Origin of the sequence: Serratia sp. KG1D (assembly GCF_037150675.1) — a bacterium.
In the GTDB taxonomy this organism is placed as follows: Bacteria; Pseudomonadota; Gammaproteobacteria; order Enterobacterales; family Enterobacteriaceae; genus Serratia; species Serratia nematodiphila.
The window spans coordinates 57,555-76,591 of the sequence record NZ_JBAGIH010000002.1; the positions used below are offsets into that span (position 1 = coordinate 57,555).

15 protein-coding genes are annotated in these 19,037 nt (G+C 62.1%); 7 read left to right on the plus strand and 8 right to left on the minus strand.

Annotation, left to right across the window (positions count from 1 at the left end):
* Positions 1–43 precede the first annotated feature (43 nt).
* Positions 44–874 carry an alpha/beta fold hydrolase gene (locus WFM45_RS12030; RefSeq protein ID WP_044030866.1) on the minus strand — a complete coding sequence of 277 codons (831 nt, stop codon included), beginning with the start codon at positions 872–874 and terminating at the stop codon, positions 44–46.
* Positions 875–1,073: 199 nt separating this feature from the next.
* Between WFM45_RS12030 and WFM45_RS12035 the strand changes: the two genes are divergently transcribed.
* The 5 genes from WFM45_RS12035 (at position 1,074) to WFM45_RS12055 (ending at position 9,593) form a co-directional block, all read left to right on the plus strand.
* Entirely contained in the window at positions 1,074–2,498 is a 1,425-nt protein-coding gene (locus tag WFM45_RS12035; protein ID WP_336955802.1) for a coniferyl aldehyde dehydrogenase, read from the plus strand.
* A 259-nt stretch (positions 2,499–2,757) separates the two neighbouring features.
* The gene (gene katG / locus WFM45_RS12040) at positions 2,758–4,953 is read left to right on the plus strand and encodes a catalase/peroxidase HPI (RefSeq protein ID WP_015378454.1); all 2,196 of its coding nucleotides are present in this window, start codon (positions 2,758–2,760) and stop codon (positions 4,951–4,953) included.
* A gap of 524 nt (positions 4,954–5,477) precedes the next feature.
* Positions 5,478–6,377 (plus strand): VOC family protein, encoded by a 900-nt coding sequence (locus tag WFM45_RS12045; protein ID WP_015378455.1) that lies wholly within the window; start codon positions 5,478–5,480, stop codon positions 6,375–6,377.
* Positions 6,378–6,418: 41 nt separating this feature from the next.
* On the plus strand, positions 6,419–7,708 hold the full coding sequence (locus tag WFM45_RS12050; protein ID WP_336955805.1) for an alginate export family protein: 1,290 nt from the start codon (positions 6,419–6,421) through the stop codon (positions 7,706–7,708).
* A gap of 502 nt (positions 7,709–8,210) precedes the next feature.
* Positions 8,211–9,593 (plus strand): serralysin family metalloprotease, encoded by a 1,383-nt coding sequence (locus tag WFM45_RS12055; RefSeq protein ID WP_250602231.1) that lies wholly within the window; start codon positions 8,211–8,213, stop codon positions 9,591–9,593.
* A 105-nt stretch (positions 9,594–9,698) separates the two neighbouring features.
* Here WFM45_RS12055 and WFM45_RS12060 read toward each other — a convergent pair whose 3' ends face one another.
* The 6 genes from WFM45_RS12060 to WFM45_RS12085 form a co-directional block, all read right to left on the minus strand.
* Entirely contained in the window at positions 9,699–10,751 is a 1,053-nt protein-coding gene (locus WFM45_RS12060) for an NAD(P)H-dependent flavin oxidoreductase (RefSeq protein ID WP_033632609.1), read from the minus strand.
* A 96-nt stretch (positions 10,752–10,847) separates the two neighbouring features.
* A complete protein-coding gene (locus WFM45_RS12065) occupies positions 10,848–12,458 on the minus strand; it encodes an MFS transporter (RefSeq protein WP_033632608.1) in 1,611 nt (536 codons plus the stop codon).
* The gene (locus tag WFM45_RS12070; protein ID WP_033632607.1) at positions 12,451–12,876 is read right to left on the minus strand and encodes a DoxX family protein; all 426 of its coding nucleotides are present in this window, start codon (positions 12,874–12,876) and stop codon (positions 12,451–12,453) included. The genes WFM45_RS12065 and WFM45_RS12070 overlap by 8 nt, the downstream gene beginning before the upstream one ends.
* Before the next feature lie 9 nt (positions 12,877–12,885).
* On the minus strand, positions 12,886–13,716 hold the full coding sequence (locus tag WFM45_RS12075) for an alpha/beta fold hydrolase (protein WP_015378462.1): 831 nt from the start codon (positions 13,714–13,716) through the stop codon (positions 12,886–12,888).
* Between the two features lie 143 nt (positions 13,717–13,859).
* Positions 13,860–15,257, minus strand: coding sequence for an MFS transporter (locus WFM45_RS12080; RefSeq protein ID WP_004928618.1), 1,398 nt, complete (start codon positions 15,255–15,257; stop codon positions 13,860–13,862).
* Between the two features lie 171 nt (positions 15,258–15,428).
* Positions 15,429–16,619, minus strand: coding sequence for a sugar transporter (locus WFM45_RS12085; protein ID WP_033632605.1), 1,191 nt, complete (start codon positions 16,617–16,619; stop codon positions 15,429–15,431).
* Positions 16,620–16,878: 259 nt separating this feature from the next.
* Here WFM45_RS12085 and WFM45_RS12090 point away from each other — a divergent pair, with 259 nt between their 5' ends.
* Entirely contained in the window at positions 16,879–17,565 is a 687-nt protein-coding gene (locus WFM45_RS12090) for an aspartyl/asparaginyl beta-hydroxylase domain-containing protein (protein ID WP_031300704.1), read from the plus strand.
* A 17-nt stretch (positions 17,566–17,582) separates the two neighbouring features.
* Here WFM45_RS12090 and WFM45_RS12095 read toward each other — a convergent pair whose 3' ends face one another.
* A complete protein-coding gene (locus WFM45_RS12095; RefSeq protein ID WP_336955812.1) occupies positions 17,583–18,515 on the minus strand; it encodes an aromatic alcohol reductase in 933 nt (310 codons plus the stop codon).
* A gap of 86 nt (positions 18,516–18,601) precedes the next feature.
* On the opposite strand from WFM45_RS12095, the gene WFM45_RS12100 reads away from it, so the two are divergent.
* On the plus strand, positions 18,602–19,021 hold the full coding sequence (locus WFM45_RS12100) for a winged helix-turn-helix transcriptional regulator (protein WP_160125614.1): 420 nt from the start codon (positions 18,602–18,604) through the stop codon (positions 19,019–19,021).
* Positions 19,022–19,037 lie beyond the last annotated feature (16 nt).

Here is a 19,037-nt window from a genome sequence, read left to right on the forward strand (position 1 = left end):
AAAGCCCCGCCCACTCAGGGCGGAGCAAAGTGCTTGTTCGCGCTTAACTGTTCACGAACGCCAGCAGATCGGCGTTGACCTGATCGGCGTGGGTAGTCGGGATGCCGTGCGGAGCGCCCTTGTAGGTATGCAGCGTGCCGTTTTGCACCAGCTTGGCCGACAGCACGCCGGAATCCTGATAAGGCACCACCTGATCGTCGTCGCCGTGGATCACCAACACCGGAATGGCGATCTTCTTGAGATCTTCGGTGAAATCGGTCTGCGAGAAGGCGACGATGCCGTCATAGTGCGCCTTGGCGCCGCCCATCATGCCCTGGCGCCACCAGTTCCAGATAATGGCCTCCGACGGTTTGGCGCCCGGACGGTTATAGCCGTAGAACGGGCCGGCGGGCACGTCGTAATAGAATTGCGCCCGGTTGGCGGCCAGCTGCGCCTGGAAATCATCGAACACCGCTTTGGGCGTGCCCTGCGGATTGGCATCGGTTTTCACCATCAGCGGCGGCACCGCGCTGATCAACACCGCTTTGGACACCTTGTCCTCGCCGTGGCGCACGATATAGCGCACTACCTCGCCGCCGCCCGTCGAGTGGCCCACGTGCATCGCGCCCTGTACGCCCAGGTGTTTCACCACCGCGGCGACGTCATCGGCGTAGTGGTCCATGTCGTGCCCTTCCCACACCTGGCTGGAGCGGCCGTGGCCGCGGCGATCGTGCGCAACCACGCGGAACCCTTGGTTCACGAAGAACAGCATCTGGGCATCCCAGTCATCGCTGGACAGCGGCCAGCCGTGGTGGAAATAGATAACCTTGCCGTTTTTAGGGCCCCAATCCTTGTAGAAAATCTCGACGCCATCGCTGGTCGTTACATAACCCATGTCGTTTCTCCCATTTACACTATGGTTAAAAAAGAAGGTTTATACTGCGCGCGGCGCCGGGATCTCTGGCTCCCTCATCCCGGCTGGCCGACGATCTTGCGTTGATCGTTTAACGAGTATAGGTTTAAAGCTCACTTTAAGGTCAAACCCAATTCGGCAAACCGCATTCCCGCTTTCGATCGGCATCAGGAGTATTCAAGTGCAAGGAGATGACACCGCCACGACGATAGAGCAACGGCTTGCCGCCCAGCGCCACGCCTTCCTGCGCGACGGCGCGCCGACGATGGATCAGCGCAAGGCCGCCCTGCGCCGCTTGCGGAGCGCCATTCTGGCCCAGCGCGGCGCGCTGGCGGCGGCCGTCAGCGCGGACTTCGGCCACCGCTCGCCTTACGAGACCGACATTCTGGAGATTCTGGTCACTGTGCAGGCGATCGATTACCTGCTGCGCAACCTGAAACGCTTCATGAAGCCGGAGCGCCGCCACGTCGCCCTGCCGTACCAGGCTGCGCGCGCCTATGTGCAATATCAGCCCAAGGGCGTGATCGGCGTCATGACGCCGTGGAACTACCCTTTATCGTTGACCTTCATCCCGCTGGCCACCGCCCTGGCCGCCGGCAACCGCGTGATGCTGAAACCTTCGGAGCTCACGCCGCATACCAGCCAGCTCATCGAGACGATGCTGGCGGCGCAGTTTCCCGCCGACGAGATCGCCGTGGTGACCGGCGGGCCGGAGATCGGGGCCAGATTCAGCGAGCTGGCGTTCGACCATCTGGTGTTCACCGGCAGTACGGCGATCGGCCGTCAGGTCATGCAGGCGGCCGCTAAAAATCTGGTGCCGCTGACGCTCGAGTTGGGCGGCAAAAGCCCTGCCGTCGTGGCGCCCGGCGCGCTCACCGCCAGAGACGTCAACAGCCTGGCGTTCGGCAAGCTGTCGAACGCGGGCCAAACCTGCATCGCGCCCGATTACCTGCTGATCCATCAGAACGATGTGGAGAGCTTCATTGCGCTCTACGACGCGGCGGTCAAAGCGTTTTACCCCACAGGGCCGACGGGCAGCGACTACGGCGCCATCATCAGCGACAGGCACTATCAACGTTTGCAAGACCTGCTGGCCGATGCCCAGGCGCGGGGCGCGCAAATCATTCCGGTCGGCCATCGCCCGGACTCGGCGTCTGAACGGCCGAAAACCCTGGCTCCCACGCTGATCGTCGGCGCCCCCGACGACAGCCGGATCATGCAAGAAGAGATCTTCGGGCCGCTGCTGCCGGTGCGCACCTACGCCGCCTTTGATGAAACGATCGACGTTATCAACGCCGGGCCGCGCCCGCTGGCGCTGTATTACTTTGGCCCGGCAGGCGCGCAGCAGGATCGGCTGCTGAAGCACACCACCTCAGGCAACGTCAGCGTCAACGCCACCCTGCTGCATTTCGCCCAGGACGATCTGCCGTTCGGCGGCATCGGCCCCAGCGGCATGGGGGCCTGTCACGGCATCGAAGGATTTCGGGCGCTGAGCCACGCCAAGGGCGTTTTCATCCAGAGCCGCTGGCACTTTACCGGCCTGCTGCGCGCGCCGTTCGGCAAACTGGCGGACGCGGTGCTCACGTTCATGTTGCGGCGCCGATAAAGCGGTGTGCTGACAATCAATAGCACAGCCATGAATCGCCGCAAGCTATCACAATATTCACTCATTCCTATTTTATCTCTCCGCCGCCGCTGACTAAGCTTAGCCATGAGTCACCCTTTGTCCGTTGGCGACGGGGGTGACGTAAATCGATTGAGTTCAGTTATTTAGCGCAACACCCGACGCAAGCCTTACCCGCATGCCTTGTTAACCGCTCCACGCCCGGCGGCTGGAGCATCTTTACGGAAGCAGAGAGCGCATTATGACAACTGAAAGCAAATGCCCGTTTTCGGGCGGCAAGCAGCCCGCACCGCAGAACGGCCCCACCAATCAGGATTGGTGGCCTAATCAGCTCAGCCTGAAACCGCTGCATCAGCACTCCCCCCTGTCCGATCCGATGGATAAAGACTTCAACTACGCCGATGCCTTCAACAGCCTCGATCTGGCGGCGGTCAAACAGGATCTGCACGCCCTGATGACCGACTCGCAGGAATGGTGGCCAGCGGACTTCGGCCACTACGGCGGCCTGTTCATCCGCATGGCCTGGCACAGCGCCGGCACCTACCGCATCGGCGACGGCCGCGGCGGCGCGGGCGAAGGCCAACAGCGCTTCGCCCCGCTCAACAGCTGGCCGGACAACGTCAGTCTCGACAAGGCGCGCCGCCTGCTGTGGCCAATCAAGCAGAAATACGGCCGCAACATCTCCTGGGCCGATCTGATTATCCTGACCGGCAACGTGGCGCTGGAATCGATGGGCTTCAAAACCTTCGGCTACGCCGGCGGCCGCGCCGACACCTGGGAGCCGGACGACGTCTACTGGGGGTCTGAGAAGATCTGGCTGGAACTGAGCGGCGGGCCGAACAGCCGCTACTCGGGCGACCGCGATCTGGAAAACCCGCTGGCGGCGGTGCAGATGGGCCTGATCTACGTCAACCCGGAAGGCCCGGACGGCAACCCCGATCCGGTGGCCGCCGCGCGCGACATCCGTGAAACCTTCGCCCGCATGGCGATGAACGACGAAGAAACCGTGGCGCTGATCGCCGGCGGCCACACCTTCGGCAAGACCCACGGCGCCGGCCCGGCGTCTCACGTCGGCGCCGATCCGGAAGCGGCCGGACTGGAGTCGCAGGGCCTCGGCTGGCACAGCACCTTCGGCACCGGCGTCGGCAAAGACGCCATCACCAGCGGCCTGGAAGTGACCTGGACCACCACCCCGACCCAGTGGAACCACGACTTCTTCCGCCACCTGTTCGAATACGAATGGGAGCTGAGCCAAAGCCCGGCCGGCGCGCACCAGTGGGTGGCGAAAGACATCGGCGAAACCATTCCCGACGCCTTCGATCCCAACAAGAAGCGCCGCCCGACCATGCTGACCACCGACCTGTCGCTGCGCTTCGATCCGGCCTACGAGAAGATTTCACGCCGCTTCTATGAACACCCGGAAGAGCTGGCCGACGCCTTCGCCCGCGCCTGGTTCAAGCTGACCCACCGCGATATGGGGCCGCGCGCGCGCTACCTCGGCCCGGAAGTGCCGCAGGAAGAGCTGATTTGGCAGGATCCGATCCCGGCGGTCGATCATCCGCTGATCGACGAGCAGGACGTCGCCGCGCTGAAAAGCAAGGTGCTGGCCTCCGGCCTGCCGGTGTCCGCGCTGGTCTCCACCGCCTGGGCTTCCGCATCGAGCTTCCGCGGTTCCGATAAACGCGGCGGCGCCAACGGCGCGCGCATTCGCCTGGCGCCGCAGAAGGACTGGGCGGTCAACCAGCCTGCGCAGCTCGCCGCGACGTTGGCCAAGCTGGAGAGCATCCAACGCGCCTTCAACGACGCGCAGACCGGTGGTAAGCGCGTCTCGCTGGCGGATCTTATCGTGCTGGCCGGCGCGGCGGGCGTGGAACAGGCGGCGAAGAACGCCGGCTTGACCCTGACGGTGCCGTTCGCCCCAGGCCGCATGGACGCCTCGCAGGAACAGACCGACGTGGACTCCTTCGAGGCGATGGAGCCGCTCGCCGACGGTTTCCGCAACTTCCTGAAGGGCAAATACCGCGTGCCGGCCGAAACGCTGCTGGTCGACAAGGCGCAGCTGTTGACCCTGACCGCGCCGGAAATGACGGTGCTGGTCGGCGGGCTGCGGGTGCTCGGCGCCAACGTCGGCGGCACGCAGCACGGCGTGTTCACCCATCGCCCGCAGGCGCTGACCAACGACTTCTTCGTCAACCTGCTCGACATGGGCACCACCTGGCACCCGGTGGGTGAGGACGGCCTGTTCGAAGGCCGCGATCGCCGCAGCGGCGCGGTCAAATGGACCGGTACCCGCGTCGATCTGGTGTTCGGTTCGCACGCGCAGCTGCGCGCGCTGGCCGAAGTCTACGGCAGCGCCGACGGGCAAGAGAAGTTCGCCCATGACTTCGTCGCCGCCTGGAACAAAGTGATGAACCTCGATCGCTTCGATCTGGCGTAAACTCCCCGCAACGGTCTGCTTCGGCAGGCCGTTTTTCCTCCCGAGAGCAACACTGCCTCCGCTCAGCGCCAGCCGTAGCGCACGTCGCTATATTTCTTTTCCCGCTTATTCGTATTTACTCAACAAGTCATATAAAAATTTGATGGGCGGCAATTCTTTTAATGCTGTATTTATATTTAGAGGGCAATGAAGAACGTAAATTCAGCGCGCTAATACGATATATCCCATCAAGGAGAACACCGTTATGGATTATCCTCAATTCACTTCAACACGCGACGAGCCGGGCCGCATTATCAGCGCCGTCCCTTAGCGACAGCGGGCCTGCTGGCCCGGCGCCTCACCGTTTACACCAATAAGAATAAATGTTCTGCCCCTGCGCCATATTCGCCGGGGCGTCAGAACTTCGCCCCTATTTAGCGTTTCATCACGCGCGTTGCGTTTTTAGCTTTTATTTTTCAGCCGACGGGAAAACTCATAGGAAATTACGCTGCACTCAGGAAAATAACCGCTACCTGGAGGTCATCATGCAACACATTATCGGTATTTCTTCTCGTCGGCTGAGGATATCGGCCCTTGCGCTGCTGCTCCCTGCCGTATCATGGGCGGCCGATACGGCATCTCTCGCCGTGGGGCCGCAATATGACACCACCCATGTCTACGTCGAACGCGGCAAGATGGATGCCTTTGTCGACAGCATCCTAAAAACCTTCGGCGGCACCCGCACCGAACGCGTGCTGGTCAACGTCACGCCGACGCCGAGCGAAACCTATTCCCAGCTGATACTGACGCCGGCCGGCAGCTTCTCGGTGTTCGATTTCAAAACGCCGATCCCATACCCGTTCGGCGTCGAACGCAACGGTTTTCTGGTCAGGGATATGGACGCCGCTATCCGGCAGGCCAGGGCCGCCGGCGCCGATGTGCTGGTCGCCCCCTTCGATGATCCGATTGGGCGCGACGCGGTGATCCAATGGCCCGGCGGCGTCAACATGCAGCTTTATTGGCACACCAAGGCGCCCAACTACAAGCCGCTGCTGAGCGTGCCGGAAAACCGCCTGTATCTCTCCGCTTACCGCGTCGATGACTTCCTGAAAAGCTATCAGACGTTCTCGCACGGCAAAGTCGTGCGCGACGAGCAGGTCAGCGATGCGGCGATCGGCCGCAACGATAACGGCAAGATCCGCCAGATCGAACTGGACTCGCGTTTTGGCAAAACGCGCATTTTCGTCACCGATGGGCATCTGCCTTATCCGTTCGGCCATGAGCGCACCGGCTATGGCGTCGAGGATCTGCAGGCCACGCTGGCCAAAGCGACGGCCAGCGGCGCGCAGGTGCTGTGGCGTTCGACGGCGGCGGAACGCCGCGCCTCGGCGCTGGTACGTTTCCCCGGCGGCTACATCGCCGAAATTCACCAGACGGCCAAATAAACCCAAGGCGCGCTGCGGCGCGCTTTTTTCTTCGGATATTCATGATGAAACGCACGCTACCCGCACTGTTGCTGTTCTCCACGCTTCCCGCTCTGGCGGCGGAGCCCGCCGCTTCCCCCTGGAAAAACATCCCGTTGGGCGATGCGGCCACCTTATCTTTCGACGGTTCACTGCGCGAGCGCTATGAATGGACGGATCAACGGGATCTGAGCGGCGGACGCGACGACACTTTCATGCAGCGCTTGCTGGTTGGCGCGCGCCTCGACTACGGCGACTATTTCGGCGCCTATGTGCAAGTGGGATCGTCGCTGGCCACGCCGCGCGATCGCGGGCGCAAGCCGACCGACGAAGATCATGCCTACCTCGGGCAGGGCTATGTAGATATGAAACTGCCCACTGCCTACGGCCTCGGCACCCTGCGGGTCGGCCGCCAGGAGATTGCGCTGGGCTCGCTGCACCTGCTGGGCACCCGCGACGGCCCCAACGTGCGCCGTTCCTTCGATGCTATCCGCGCCAGCTGGGTCAAGGATAAAAACCGCCTCGACGCCTTTATCGGCCATCCCGTCACCCTTAAAACCGGCAGTTTCGATGACGATACCGACAACAGCCAAAAGGTGTGGGGACTGTACGGCACCACGCCGCTGACGCCGCTGGCGTCCTCGCTCGATCTCTACACCTTTGGCTTTGAGGATAACGACGCCCACTACGCGCAGCTTAGCGGGCAAGAGCGGCGCTATACCGTCGGCGCACGCATCTTCGGCGCAGCGCGGGGGTTCGACTGGGATAATGAAGCTGCCTGGCAGTTCGGCAGCGCAGAACAGCGCGATATCCGCGCCTGGTCGGCGTCGGCGCACGCCGGCTATACGGTGAGCGACTGGCGCTGGCGGCCGCGCTTCGGCGGCAAGATTGGCATCGCCAGCGGCGACAAAAACGGTCACGATGGGCAGCTCAACACCTTCAACGCCATGTACCCCAAGCTGCCCTACCTGACCGAAAACGGGCTGGTGGCGCCGGCTAACCTGATCGCCATCCATCCTTCGGTCACCATTACGCCGTGGCAAACCCTGGCCATCGATTTCAGCTGGGACGCCTTATGGCGGCAACGCCGTGAGGACGCCTTCTATCTCGGGCCAATGCGCCCGGTGAAAGGCAGCGAACAGGGCTCGCGCTTTATCGGCAACCAGTACCAGGTCGAAACCACCTGGACGCCGAGAAGCGATCTCCAGTTCAAGGTGGCCTACGTCTACTTCGACGTCGGCCACAGCCTGCAGCAACATGCCGGGCTGAAAGATATGAACTTCGTGCTGGCGCAGGGCACCTACAGTTTTTAAGTATCAGGTAAGTTAATCGATATACGCGGGCACCCTTAATAATCCCGTACTCAATTAATGACGATCGCCGGCGAGTAGCCACCCATATGCATTGCGGCAATGGCGGCTACTCACCGCCATTCACAGATAAAAGCCAAATAAAAGCAAAAAGATAAATCAATCACGTAAACTCCGCGAGCCAATCACAGTGTAATATTAAATAAAGATTTAATTCCACCTAGTTATTTAAGCACGCCTTTTACGCATATCTTATGTAAAAGATTCATATAAGAATAACTCATTAATAAAATAATTGTGTTTATACTGCTTTAACTCAGTCACAGTACACAATTAATTCCTCACCGTGATTAATGATAAGGATATATTCCGCTTGAACGCAATATTCAAGCCAGACCAAGGAGGCAAGCCAATGATATCACATTAATTATCCCTGATTTTCAAACCTGTGTACGAGCATATAGAGCGTTAGGTGCAATATTGTCAACGTCCAAAGGAGTTTGATATGTCATTAGCTACCGATAAGATTTCCGATTATTTAACCCGTTATGAAAGAGGCGATCACGCGGAGAGCAGTAAACCGTCATATACCACGCAAGAGGTTTCAGATCTGCTGCTGAGAAGCCATTATTCCGCCAATGGCAAAGGCGTGACAGACCATGCGGCTACCTTGACCTACTCTTTCCCCGTCTATACCGGCAGCGACAAGACGGGCGCCACGCAGCTTACCGCCGCTCAGCAAGCCCAAACCAAGCTTTCATTGCAATCCTGGTCGGATGTGGCCAACATCACGTTCACCGAGGTTAAAGGCAACGACGCGAAAAATGCAGATATAAAGTTTGGTTTTTATAAGGCGGCCAGCGGGGGCAATTACACCTCGTATGAAAGTACGCAGAGCAATCTCAAAAGCACCATTTGGATCAGCGGTAATAACGGCTACGACGCCTCCAATCCGCAAACCAATAACTACGCCAGGGATACGCTTACCCATGAAATAGGGCATGCGTTGGGGCTTTCTCATCCCGGCAATTATGATGCGTCAAATGCCACCTACCCCACCTACGCCAACTCGGCGAAGTATTATGAAGACGACCATCAATATTCTTTGATGAGCTATTTTAACGAACAATACACCAGCGCTGACTATAAAGGCGTTTGGCCATCAGGACCGCAGCTGGATGATATTACCGCCATACAGAAGCTTTACGGCGCGAATACCACCACGCGCACCGGCGATACCACCTATGGTTTCAACTCGAATACGGACAGAGACTTTCTGAGCGTTAAAGCGTCCACGGACAAAATCGTGGCGGCTATCTGGGATGCCGGCGGCAATGACACGCTGGATTTTTCAGGCTACAGCCAGGATCAGCGCATCAACATTAACGAAGGCGCATTCTCTGATGTAGGCGGCTTGAAGGCGAATATCGCCATCGCCTACGGCGCGCAGATTGAAAATATCATCGGCGGCAGCGGCGCCGACATTCTTGTGGGCAACGCGCTGAACAATACGCTAAAAGGCGGTGCAGGCAACGACATCATTTACGGTGCCGGCGGCGCCGATCAGCTCTGGGGCGATGCAGGCGCGGACACCTTCGTCTTCCGCGAAACCGGCGACAGCCAAGCCACCGCGCCGGATTGGATCCGCGATTTCCAGACGGCGGTGGATAAAATCGACCTGTCGTGGCTCAACCAGACGGCTAAGGCCGAGGGGGGCGAGTTGCACTTCGTGGATAGTTTAAGCGGCTCGTTATATGAAGCGGCGCTGAATTATGACGCGCAGCAGAATCTCACCGATCTGGCCATCAATCTCTCCGGCAATCAATCACCTGATTTCTTGGTTAAAATCGTTGGGCATGTCGACGCTTCCGCCGATATTCTCGTCTAGCCAAGAAACCAACAGTCCGGCGCGAACGCCGGACTGTTCATCTCTTATCAGGCCTCACCCCGGCGTCTTTTTACATTACCACAGCAATAAATCGCGCAGACGAGGTCACACCGCTGCCAGCTCCGCCGCCAGGGTGGCGACCAGCTGCGCCGCCGGCATCGGCCGCGCCAGACCGACACCCTGCCCGGCCCACAGCGACATAAACTCCCCGCGCCCGGCCCTGGCCGCCGCCTGGCGGATATCGCCGGTGAGCGCATTCTGCACCGGATAAGGCAGGATCTGCGCCTCTTCCGCGCGCATCTGCCGCATGAAATCATTAACGATGCCGCGCGCCGGGCGGCCGCTGAAGGCGCGCGTCAGGCGCGTGCTGTCATCGCCGGCGTTGCTCAGCGCCGCCCGCCAGGCTTCGGCGATGCCCGACTCCGGGCTGCACAGAAACGCGGTGCCGAGCTGCGCCGCCTGCGCGCCCAGCAATTGCGCCGCCGCGATGCCGCGCCCGTTCATGATGCCGCCCGCGGCGATCACCGGGATTTTCACCGCCGCCACCACCTGCGGCAGCAGGGCCATCAGCCCGACGCAGGATTGTTCGATATCGCCGAGGAAGGTCGGGCGGTGGCCGCCCGCCTCCGAGCCCGAGACGCAAACGAAGTCGGCGCCCGCCTCTTCCCAGGCGCGGGCTTCCGCCACCGTGGTGGCGGTGCCGATCACCCGTGAACCGGCCTTCTTGAACTGCGTGACCGTGGCGCGCGGCAGCACACCGAAGGTGAAGCTGACCACCGGCGGCGCAGCCTCCAGCAAGGCTGCGATCTGGTCGCGGTTGTTTTCGGCGAATTGAGTGGGGATCGGCGGCTCGCTCAGCCCCAGCGCTTCGCGGAACGGCCGCAGCAGGTGCTGGGCGCGCTTCAGTTCGGCGAGATCCGGGTGCTGCTCATTGAGCAGAAACAGGTTGATGTTGAACGGCGCGGCGGTCTGCGCGCGGATCTGCTGCACACGTTCGAGGATCACCGCCGGTGAAAACAGCGCCGCCGCGCACGATCCCAGCGCCCCGGCGTTGCTCACCGCCACCGCCAACGCCGGCGGCGACGCGCCGTTCATCGGCCCCTGAACGATCGGATAGCGCAGCCCAAGCTCGCGGGCAAAAGCAGAAGGTGCCGTCATCAATGTGTCTCCCTGTACTGACTACATTCGTCTTACGGCGGCCGCGCCGCCGAACCGACCAAAAGCATAGCACCTTCTCACCGCCTGGCCGTGCAGTTAATGCTTCACCTGCCGCCTGTCCAACGACAGGAAGTGATGCACCACCGGTTTCTCCGGGCCGATATGGAAGCGCAGCGCCTCCTGCTGCAGATCGGCGTCGGCGTGCGACACCCGCTGGTGCTGCCGCAGATGCTCCGCCCAGGACTCCACCAGGAACCACTCCATGATGCATTCCGGATCGCCGGTATGCTCGGTGATGCCCCAGGCGTAAGCGCCATCGCGGCGGCGCGCCCGCTCCAGCATCAGCAGCGTGCGCAAGAACTGCGGGCGATCCTGTTCGCGGATGCGGTACTCCACCTGAATCATGACCGGGCCGCGATCGTTTTCGACCGGCGTGTTGACCAACGGTTCCGGCCAATGGTTCGACGGCTGCAGATCGGCCTCACCGGTCGGCAGACGCAGGCGGTGGAACAGCAGCCCCGCCGCCAACAGGCCGACGCCGCCGACCAGCAGCGTGGCGGCCACGCCCAGCTCCTGCGCCACCAGCCCCCACAGCAGGCTGCCCGCCGCCATCGCGCCGTTGAACACCATCAGGTAGATGGCCAGGCCGCGGCCGCGCACCCAGTTGGGCAGCACGCCCTGCGCCGCACCGTTGAGCGTGGTCAGCGCGATAATCCAGCCTGCACCCAGCACCAACAGCAGCACCACCGCCAGCCACTGCGGCGGCGCCAGCGACAGGGCCGCCATCACCGCCGCCGTCAACACCGCCGCCAGCAACACCAGCCCGTCGGCATTCAGCCGCTGGCGCAGGCGCGGCAGCACAATAGCCCCGAGGATCGCCCCGGCGCCCACCGCCCCCAGCAAAACGCCGTAAAAGCCGGCGCTGCCGCCCAGCATGCGGCGCGCCACCAGCGGCAACAGCGCCCAGACCGAGCTGGAGAAGGCGAAAAATACCGCCGCCCGCAGCAGCACCACGTGCAACTCGCGGCTGGAGCGGGCATAGCGCAGGCCGGCGCGGAAGGCGCCGAAGAAGTGTTCCGACAGGCCGCTGTCCTCAACCTTCGGCCGCTTCCACCACAGCAGCGCCGCGATCACCAGCACATAGCTCATCACGTCCGCGCCGTAGGCCGCGCCGGCGCCGAAGCTGGCCAGCAGCAGCCCCCCGGCCGCCGGGCCGATGGAGCGAGCGATGTTGATGCCCAGCGAGTTCAGCGCCACGGCGTTTTTCAGCTCGGCGCGCGGCACCAGCTCCGGCACGATCGCCTGCCAGGTCGGCCCCATCAGCGCCGCGCCGATACCGCCGACGAACGTCAGCGCCAGCAAATACTCCACCGTCAGCGAGCCGGTCTGCGACAGCACCAGCAGGCTGCCGCTCACGCAGGCCAGCAAGATTTGCACGAAGATCAGAAAGCGCCGCCGATCGAGAATGTCCGACAGCACCCCGGCCGGGATCGCCAGCAGGAACACCGGCAGCGTAGCGGCGGTTTGCATCAGCGCCACCGCCGAAGGGTTGCTCGACAGGTCAGTGATCAGCCACGAGCTGGCGACGTCGCGCATAAAGCTGCCGACGTTGCCGAGCACCGTCGCGCCCCACAGCACCGCAAATAATGGGATTTTCAGCGGCGCGAAGCCGCCCGCCGCCGCCTTGTTTTCCGTCTGCTCAGCCATCTGTTCGCTCCTTCAAATCGTTAAATGCCACCAGCAACAGCGCGCCGGCCAGCCCAAGGTGTTCAAAAAATCCGTTCATCATCTGGCCGCGCTCCGCCCCGTCGAACTGCCAGAACGGATTGGCCATCAGCGTCGCCATCAGGGTAAAACCGGCCAGCGCCAACGCGCCGAGCCAGCGATAAAAGCCGCTCAGGATCAGCGCCGACGCCGCCAGTTCGAGCAGCGTCACCAGCACGGCGAACAGCGCCGCCGGCTGCAGGCCGAAGTGGCTCATCTCGGCGACCGCGCCTTCGACGTTCAGCGCTTTGACCAACCCGCCCTGAATATAGGCGGCGCAAATGGCGAGCAGCAGCAGCCAGCGCACCGCAGGCGCATGCAGCCGCTGTGCGCAGCGGGCGGCGATAGCAGTCAGGTTCATCGCGCCCCCTTAAAACGGCGAATTTTGGATGAAGGCCAGCAGATCGGCGTTGAAGCGATCGGGATCGATCTGCGCCAAACCGTGCGAACCGCCGGCGTAAACATTCAGCTCCGCCTGTTGCATAAGCTTAGCGGCTTTCAGCGCCGAGGCGCCGATCGGCACGATCTGATCGGCGTCGCCGTGCACCAGCAGCGTCGGCTTGTCGATCGCCAGCAGGTCGGCGGTGTAATCCACTTCGGAGAACGCGCGCACACACTCGTACTGCCCTTTCACGCCGCCCTGCATGCCCATCAGCCAGAAGTGGTCGATCAGCCCCGCATTGCTCTCCACCTCGTCGCAGTGGAGGCCATAGAACGGCACCGCCAAATCTTTGAAGAACTGCGAGCGGTTGCCCGCCACGCCGCTGCGAATGCCGTCGAAGGCCGCCATCGGCGTACCCTCAGGGTTGACCGGCGTTTGCAGCATCAGCGGCGGTACGGCGCCGACCAGCACCACCTTCGCCACCCGATCGCTGCCGTGACGGCCGATGTAGCGCGCCACTTCGCCGCCGCCGGTGGAATGGCCGACCAGGATCAGATCGCGCAGATCCAGCGTTTCGATCAGCAGGGCCAGATCGTCAGCGTATTGGTTGATGTCGTTGCCGTGCCAGGTTTGCTCCGAACGGCCGTGGCCGCGGCGATCGTGGGCGATCACGCGGAATCCGCTCTGGCCGAAAAACAGCATCTGGTTGTCCCAGGCGTCGGCGGACAGCGGCCAACCGTGGGAGAACAGGATCGGCTGGCCGCGGCCCCAATCCTTATAGAAAATGCGTGCGCCATCGGGCGCGGTAAGGGTGCTCATGACGTGTTCCCCGCTCGGTATCGAATTGGATTTTGTACGGGTTAACAGTACGGCAGGCGTAAAGGCAGTGATAACGGAATAATTTTCGCATGATCGCGAGTTTTTTTGCTGAAGAAGCCGGCGTCGCCGCCGGCGCAAAAACGTCAGATGTTTTCCAGATCGATACCGCGCGTTTTTGGGCCGAACAGCCCGATCACCAGCATCACGATCAGCATGCTGGCGACGATAAACGCGATCACCCCCAGCGAACCGCCGTACTGCAAGATAATGCCGATGATGATACTGCTGAACACCGTCGACAGCCGGCTGAAGGAGTAGCAGAAACCGACGGCGCGGGCGCGGATATGGGTCGGGAAGATCTCGGACTGGTAAGAGTGGTAGCTGTAGGTCAGCCAGGCGTTGGACCAGGTGATGAAGAAACCGCACAGGATCAGCCACAGCGGGTTGTTCTGCAGTGCGAACAGCGAGCCGAAGATCACCGTCACCAGGCAGGACAACACGATCTGCCACTTGTTCTCCATCTTGTCGGCGTAGAAGCTGCACAGTAGCGAGCCCAGCGGGTAGGCCAGCGTGATAAAGAAAGCGTACAGCAGGCTGTGGGTGACCGAAGCGCCCTTGCCCGACAGCAGCGCCGGCAGCCAGTTGCCGAAGCCGAAGAAGCCGATGGCCTGAAAGAAATTCATCACTACCAGCATCAGCGTGCGATCGCGATATTGCGGCGCCCAGATGTCGCGAAAGCGGCCGCGCAGCGGCGCTCCCTCGGCATCGTCCACCGGGCGCGACGGGAAGTCCGCGGCCGCCACGCCACAGCGCCGCTCCATGTCCCGCATCACCTGCCGAGCCTGCGCATAGCGCCGCTGTTGCACCAGCCAACGCGGCGACTCCGGCAGCCCCTTGCGCACCAGCCAGATCACCAGCGAAGCCAGCGCGCCGGCAATCACCACATAGCGCCAGCCGCTCAGCCCCCAAATCGTCTGCGGCACCAGCCACCAGGACATCAGCGCCACCGCCGGCACCGACAGAAACTGCACGAAGAACGCGAAGGCGAAAGCCCGGGTGCGCAAGTGCGCGGGCACCCACTCCGTCAGGTAGGTATCGATGGTCACCAACTCGATGCCGAGCCCGACGCCCACCAGAAAACGCAGAAAGATCACCCATTCCGCCTGCTGTTGAAACGCCAACAGCAGCGAGAAGGCGCCATACCAGATCAGGGCGAACATAAAGGTGGCGCGCCGGCCGAAGCGATCAGCGTACGGGCTCAGCAGGCTGGCGCCGACGAACAGACCGAGAAAGGTGGCGGAGGCAAAGGCCGCCTGATCCGACACGCCGAAAACGCCCTGCGCGCCGGTGTGGAAAATGCCGTCGGCGATAAGGCCAGTGCTGATATAGCCGGTCTGGAACAGATCGTAGAGTTCGAAAAAGCCGCCCAGCGACAGCAGAATGATAAAGCGCCACAGGCCGGCCGACGCGGGCAAGGCGTCGATTCTGGCCGCCAAATCCCGCGCATGGATCGGCGACGCCGCTACAGATTCACTCACCATTAACCTCGCATTAACATTTTTGATGACTTTCTATGCTAGCGAAGCGGCGTCGGAGTTAAATTTTTAATTAGCAGACTATGAAAAAAAGTTAAGCATAAAACGCTGCAGCAGCCTGTTTTATAGCAGGAAAATGTAGCGCGGGATGCCGCAGCGGCATCCCGAATCGGCAGGTTAACGGCTGTGGTGCTGCTGCAGCCGTTCGCTGCGGTAGACGCTCAACAGGCACCAGCCGAGGGCGATCAGCGCCAGCGGCGCGGCGACGAAGCCGATGTTGCCCATGCCCAGATGCAGGCTCACCTGGTTGCCCAGCAGCGCGCCGCTGCCGATGCCGAAGTTGTACAGGCCGGAGAAAATCGCCATCGCCACGTCGGTAGCGTCCGGCGCCAGGCTCAGCACTTTGGCCTGCATCGACAGGCCGATCGCCATGATCGCCATCCCCCAGAAGATGCACAGCACCGTCAGGTGGCTTTCACTGCCGGCCGCCGGCAACAGCAGCAGCAGGCTCAAGGCCAGCAGCGTGATGGCGCCGATGAAGAAGCCGGAAGGAAACCGCTCGCTGTAGCGGCTGAACAGCAGGCTGCCGACGATGCCGGCGGCGCCGAACAGCAGCAGCATCAGCGTGGTGAAGTTCTCCGACAGCCCGGCCACGGTCTGGATAAACGGCTCAATGTAGCTGTAGGCGGTGAAGTGCGCCGTCACCACAATGATGGTCAGCATGTAAAGCGCCACCAGCGCCGGGCGCTTGAACAGCAGCGGCACGCTGGCCAGCGAACCGGAATGCTCGCTTTTCAGCACCGGCAGCAGGCGCCACAGCAGCACCAGCGCCAGGGTGGCGCACACCGCGATGCCGATAAAGGTCATGCGCCAGCCGAGCAGCTGCCCGACCACCCGCCCGAGCGGCAGCCCGAGCACCATCGCCAGCGCGGTGCCGCCCGCCAGCAGGCTCAGCGCCTGGGCTTTCTTGCCCGGCGGCGCCACGCGGATCGCCAGCGAGGCGGTGATAGACCAGAACACCGAGTGCGCCAGCGCCACGCCGGCGCGCGAAATGACCAGCGTGGTGAAGTTCCAGGCCACGGCGGTCAGCACGTGGCTGGCGATAAACAGCATGAACACGCCGATCAGCAACTTGCGGCGCTCAATCTTGCTGGTCAGCAGCATGCACGCCAACGAGGCGGCGGCGACGATCCAGGCGTAAATGGTAATGATCAAGCCGACCTGTTCGGTTTGCATCGAGAAGCTGGCGGCGATATCACTCAGCAGACCGACCGGAATAAACTCGGTGGTGTTGAAGATAAAGGCCGAGACGGCAAGGATAACCACGCGCAACCAGGCGGTTGAGCGCGAAACGGGAGCGTGTTCCATGGTAAACAAAATCCGGACAGGTGCGGCAAGTTGCGATATTTTAACCAACCGGCCCGATAAATGCGATATGCGTCACACTTTAATTGTGTGGTTTTTTTCACCGCCCATCGACACGCTCACCGACGCACGGTTGCCAAAATGCTGTGCTAATCTATTGAAGCGTACCAATTTTTCCTGCCGTTCTTCCCAGGCCGTCCACGCGCCGCGCCGAAGAAGCGCGCAGTGTCCCTTTGGCGTTTCCTGAGGCGAGGTCATTATGATGTCCGCGATTTATGATTGGTCCGTGCTCGCATTGCGCAATGTTTACGATCGCCGCATTCAGGGCAAGCCGGTGCTCGACAGCGCCGCGCTGTTCCCCGACGCCGAACGTTTCACCGCCCAATGGCGGCAGATCCGCGAAGAGGCGCTGACCGTCGCCCACGATCTGCACAATATTCCCCGTTTTCACGAGATCATGAGCCAGCAGGCGTCGATCTCCGCCAACGACGCGCGCGACTGGCGCATGTTCATCATGAAGGCCTACGGCCAGCCCATCCCCCACAACCTGGCGCGCTGCCCGACGCTGGCGGCGCTGATCGCTTCGTCGCCTGACGTGCTGTCCGCCTCGCTCTCCTTCCTGGCGCCCGGCAAACAGGTGCCGCCCCATCGCGGGCCGTTTCGCGGCATTCTGCGCGGCTATCTGGTGCTGGACATGCCCAAACGCGCCGACGGCGCGCCGGCGGCGGTGCTGAAAGTGGACGGCCGCGAATACCGGCTGCACGAGGGGGAGTTCATGCTGTGGGACGATACCTTCGAACACGAGGTGTGGAACGACAGCCCGCAGGTGCGCACCGTGCTGCTGCTGGACATCCGCCGCCGCGACATGCCCGCCGGGCTGCGGCTGCTCTCCGGCGCCATCATCGCGCTGGTGCGGCTGAACGTGCGCTGGATGCAGCGCCAGTTCTGACTGCGGCGCTCAGGCGATTAACCGCCCTGATAAGCCAGCCACTGCTCGGCGGTGGTGGTGGCTATGCCCTGGCGCGCATTGAAGGTTTTTGCCTTATCCCAGGCCACGCCGTCGGGCCGGGCGAAAGCCAGCCGGTATTTGGCGCCGACATCATGCGGATGATTGCGCACCTCCGCCTGCAGCCGCTCTTTGTCCAACAGGATCCTGTTGACCTCCACGCCCCAGTGCGCCTGCATAAGATCGGCAAGCTCGCGGTAGGTCAGCGTGTCGCCGGCGATATAGACCACCTGGTTGCGAAACGCGGGCCGATGGAAAAAAATCGCGGCCGTCAGCCGGCCAATGTCCTCAGGGGTGGTCAGCGTCACCGCGTAGCGCCAGTCGCCCAGCGCGCGCACCGTTTTGCTTGCCACATCCACCACGCCAAAGCCGGGGTCAAACAGGTAGCTGGTGAAAATGCCCGTGGAAACAATCACCCACTCCGTCGCCTTCTGCGCACGCAGCAGGTGGCGCACCTCAAGCTGTTCATCCCACACCTGTTGCCCGCTGCCTTTACCCACGACATCGTAGTCCACGCCGAACTGCCACGGGAAGTAGCGCGCCACGCCCGCCAGCAAGACGGCCTGGGTGATCTTTACCTGCGTGCCCGCCCCGCCGACAAAGCCGCTGCAGTTGATCACCGCGTCGAAGGAACGGAATAGCGCGCTCAGCGCCTCCACGCCGTTTTGCTGCAGATCGCCTTCCACCACGGCGATGCCGAGCCGCGCCAGCGCATCCCGCCGCGCCCGGAGCGGGCCGCTCACGGCGCGTGCAGCCTCCGGCCGGAGCAGCACGCTGATTTTTAAAGATGGAGATAACCGAGCCTGCCGGCTCATCGCACGCAATACCGGCAGCCCCAGTTCACCGGCGCCGAGTATGAGCACGGCATTGATAGATGGATTTGTGGATTTCATTCTTGCCTCCTGTCTTGACACTGCGTCATCCTGACAGCTGACAAAAACGGGTTCAATTAGGTACACGCGTGATACCGGAGAGGAATATGACGAGCGATCGGGAAGCGCTGCTGCAATTTTCGCAGGCGTTCTGTGAAGAACTGAGCAACGACGATGAAGGGTTGAAGCGTGAGATCCTCGCGCATGCGGGCAACCGTTGGTCGCTGGGGGTATTGCATATCCTGGGCACTCACGGGCCGCTGCGCCACGGCGAGATAAGCCGCCAACTGGCGGGCGTGACGCAGAGAATGCTGACGCGGACGCTGCGCCATCTCGAGCGGGACGGGCTGATATCGCGCTGCGATTATCAGGAGAAACTGCCCCGCGTGGTTTACACCATCACCGACGCGGGGGAAGAGATGCTGCTCAACATGCTGCCACTCTGGTCGTGGATTATCGCCTCCGCCGACGCCTTCAGAGCGGCCCGTTCGCACTACGATGGCCAAGAGCGCAACGCCGAAAAATGAACGCGGGCATCCCTGC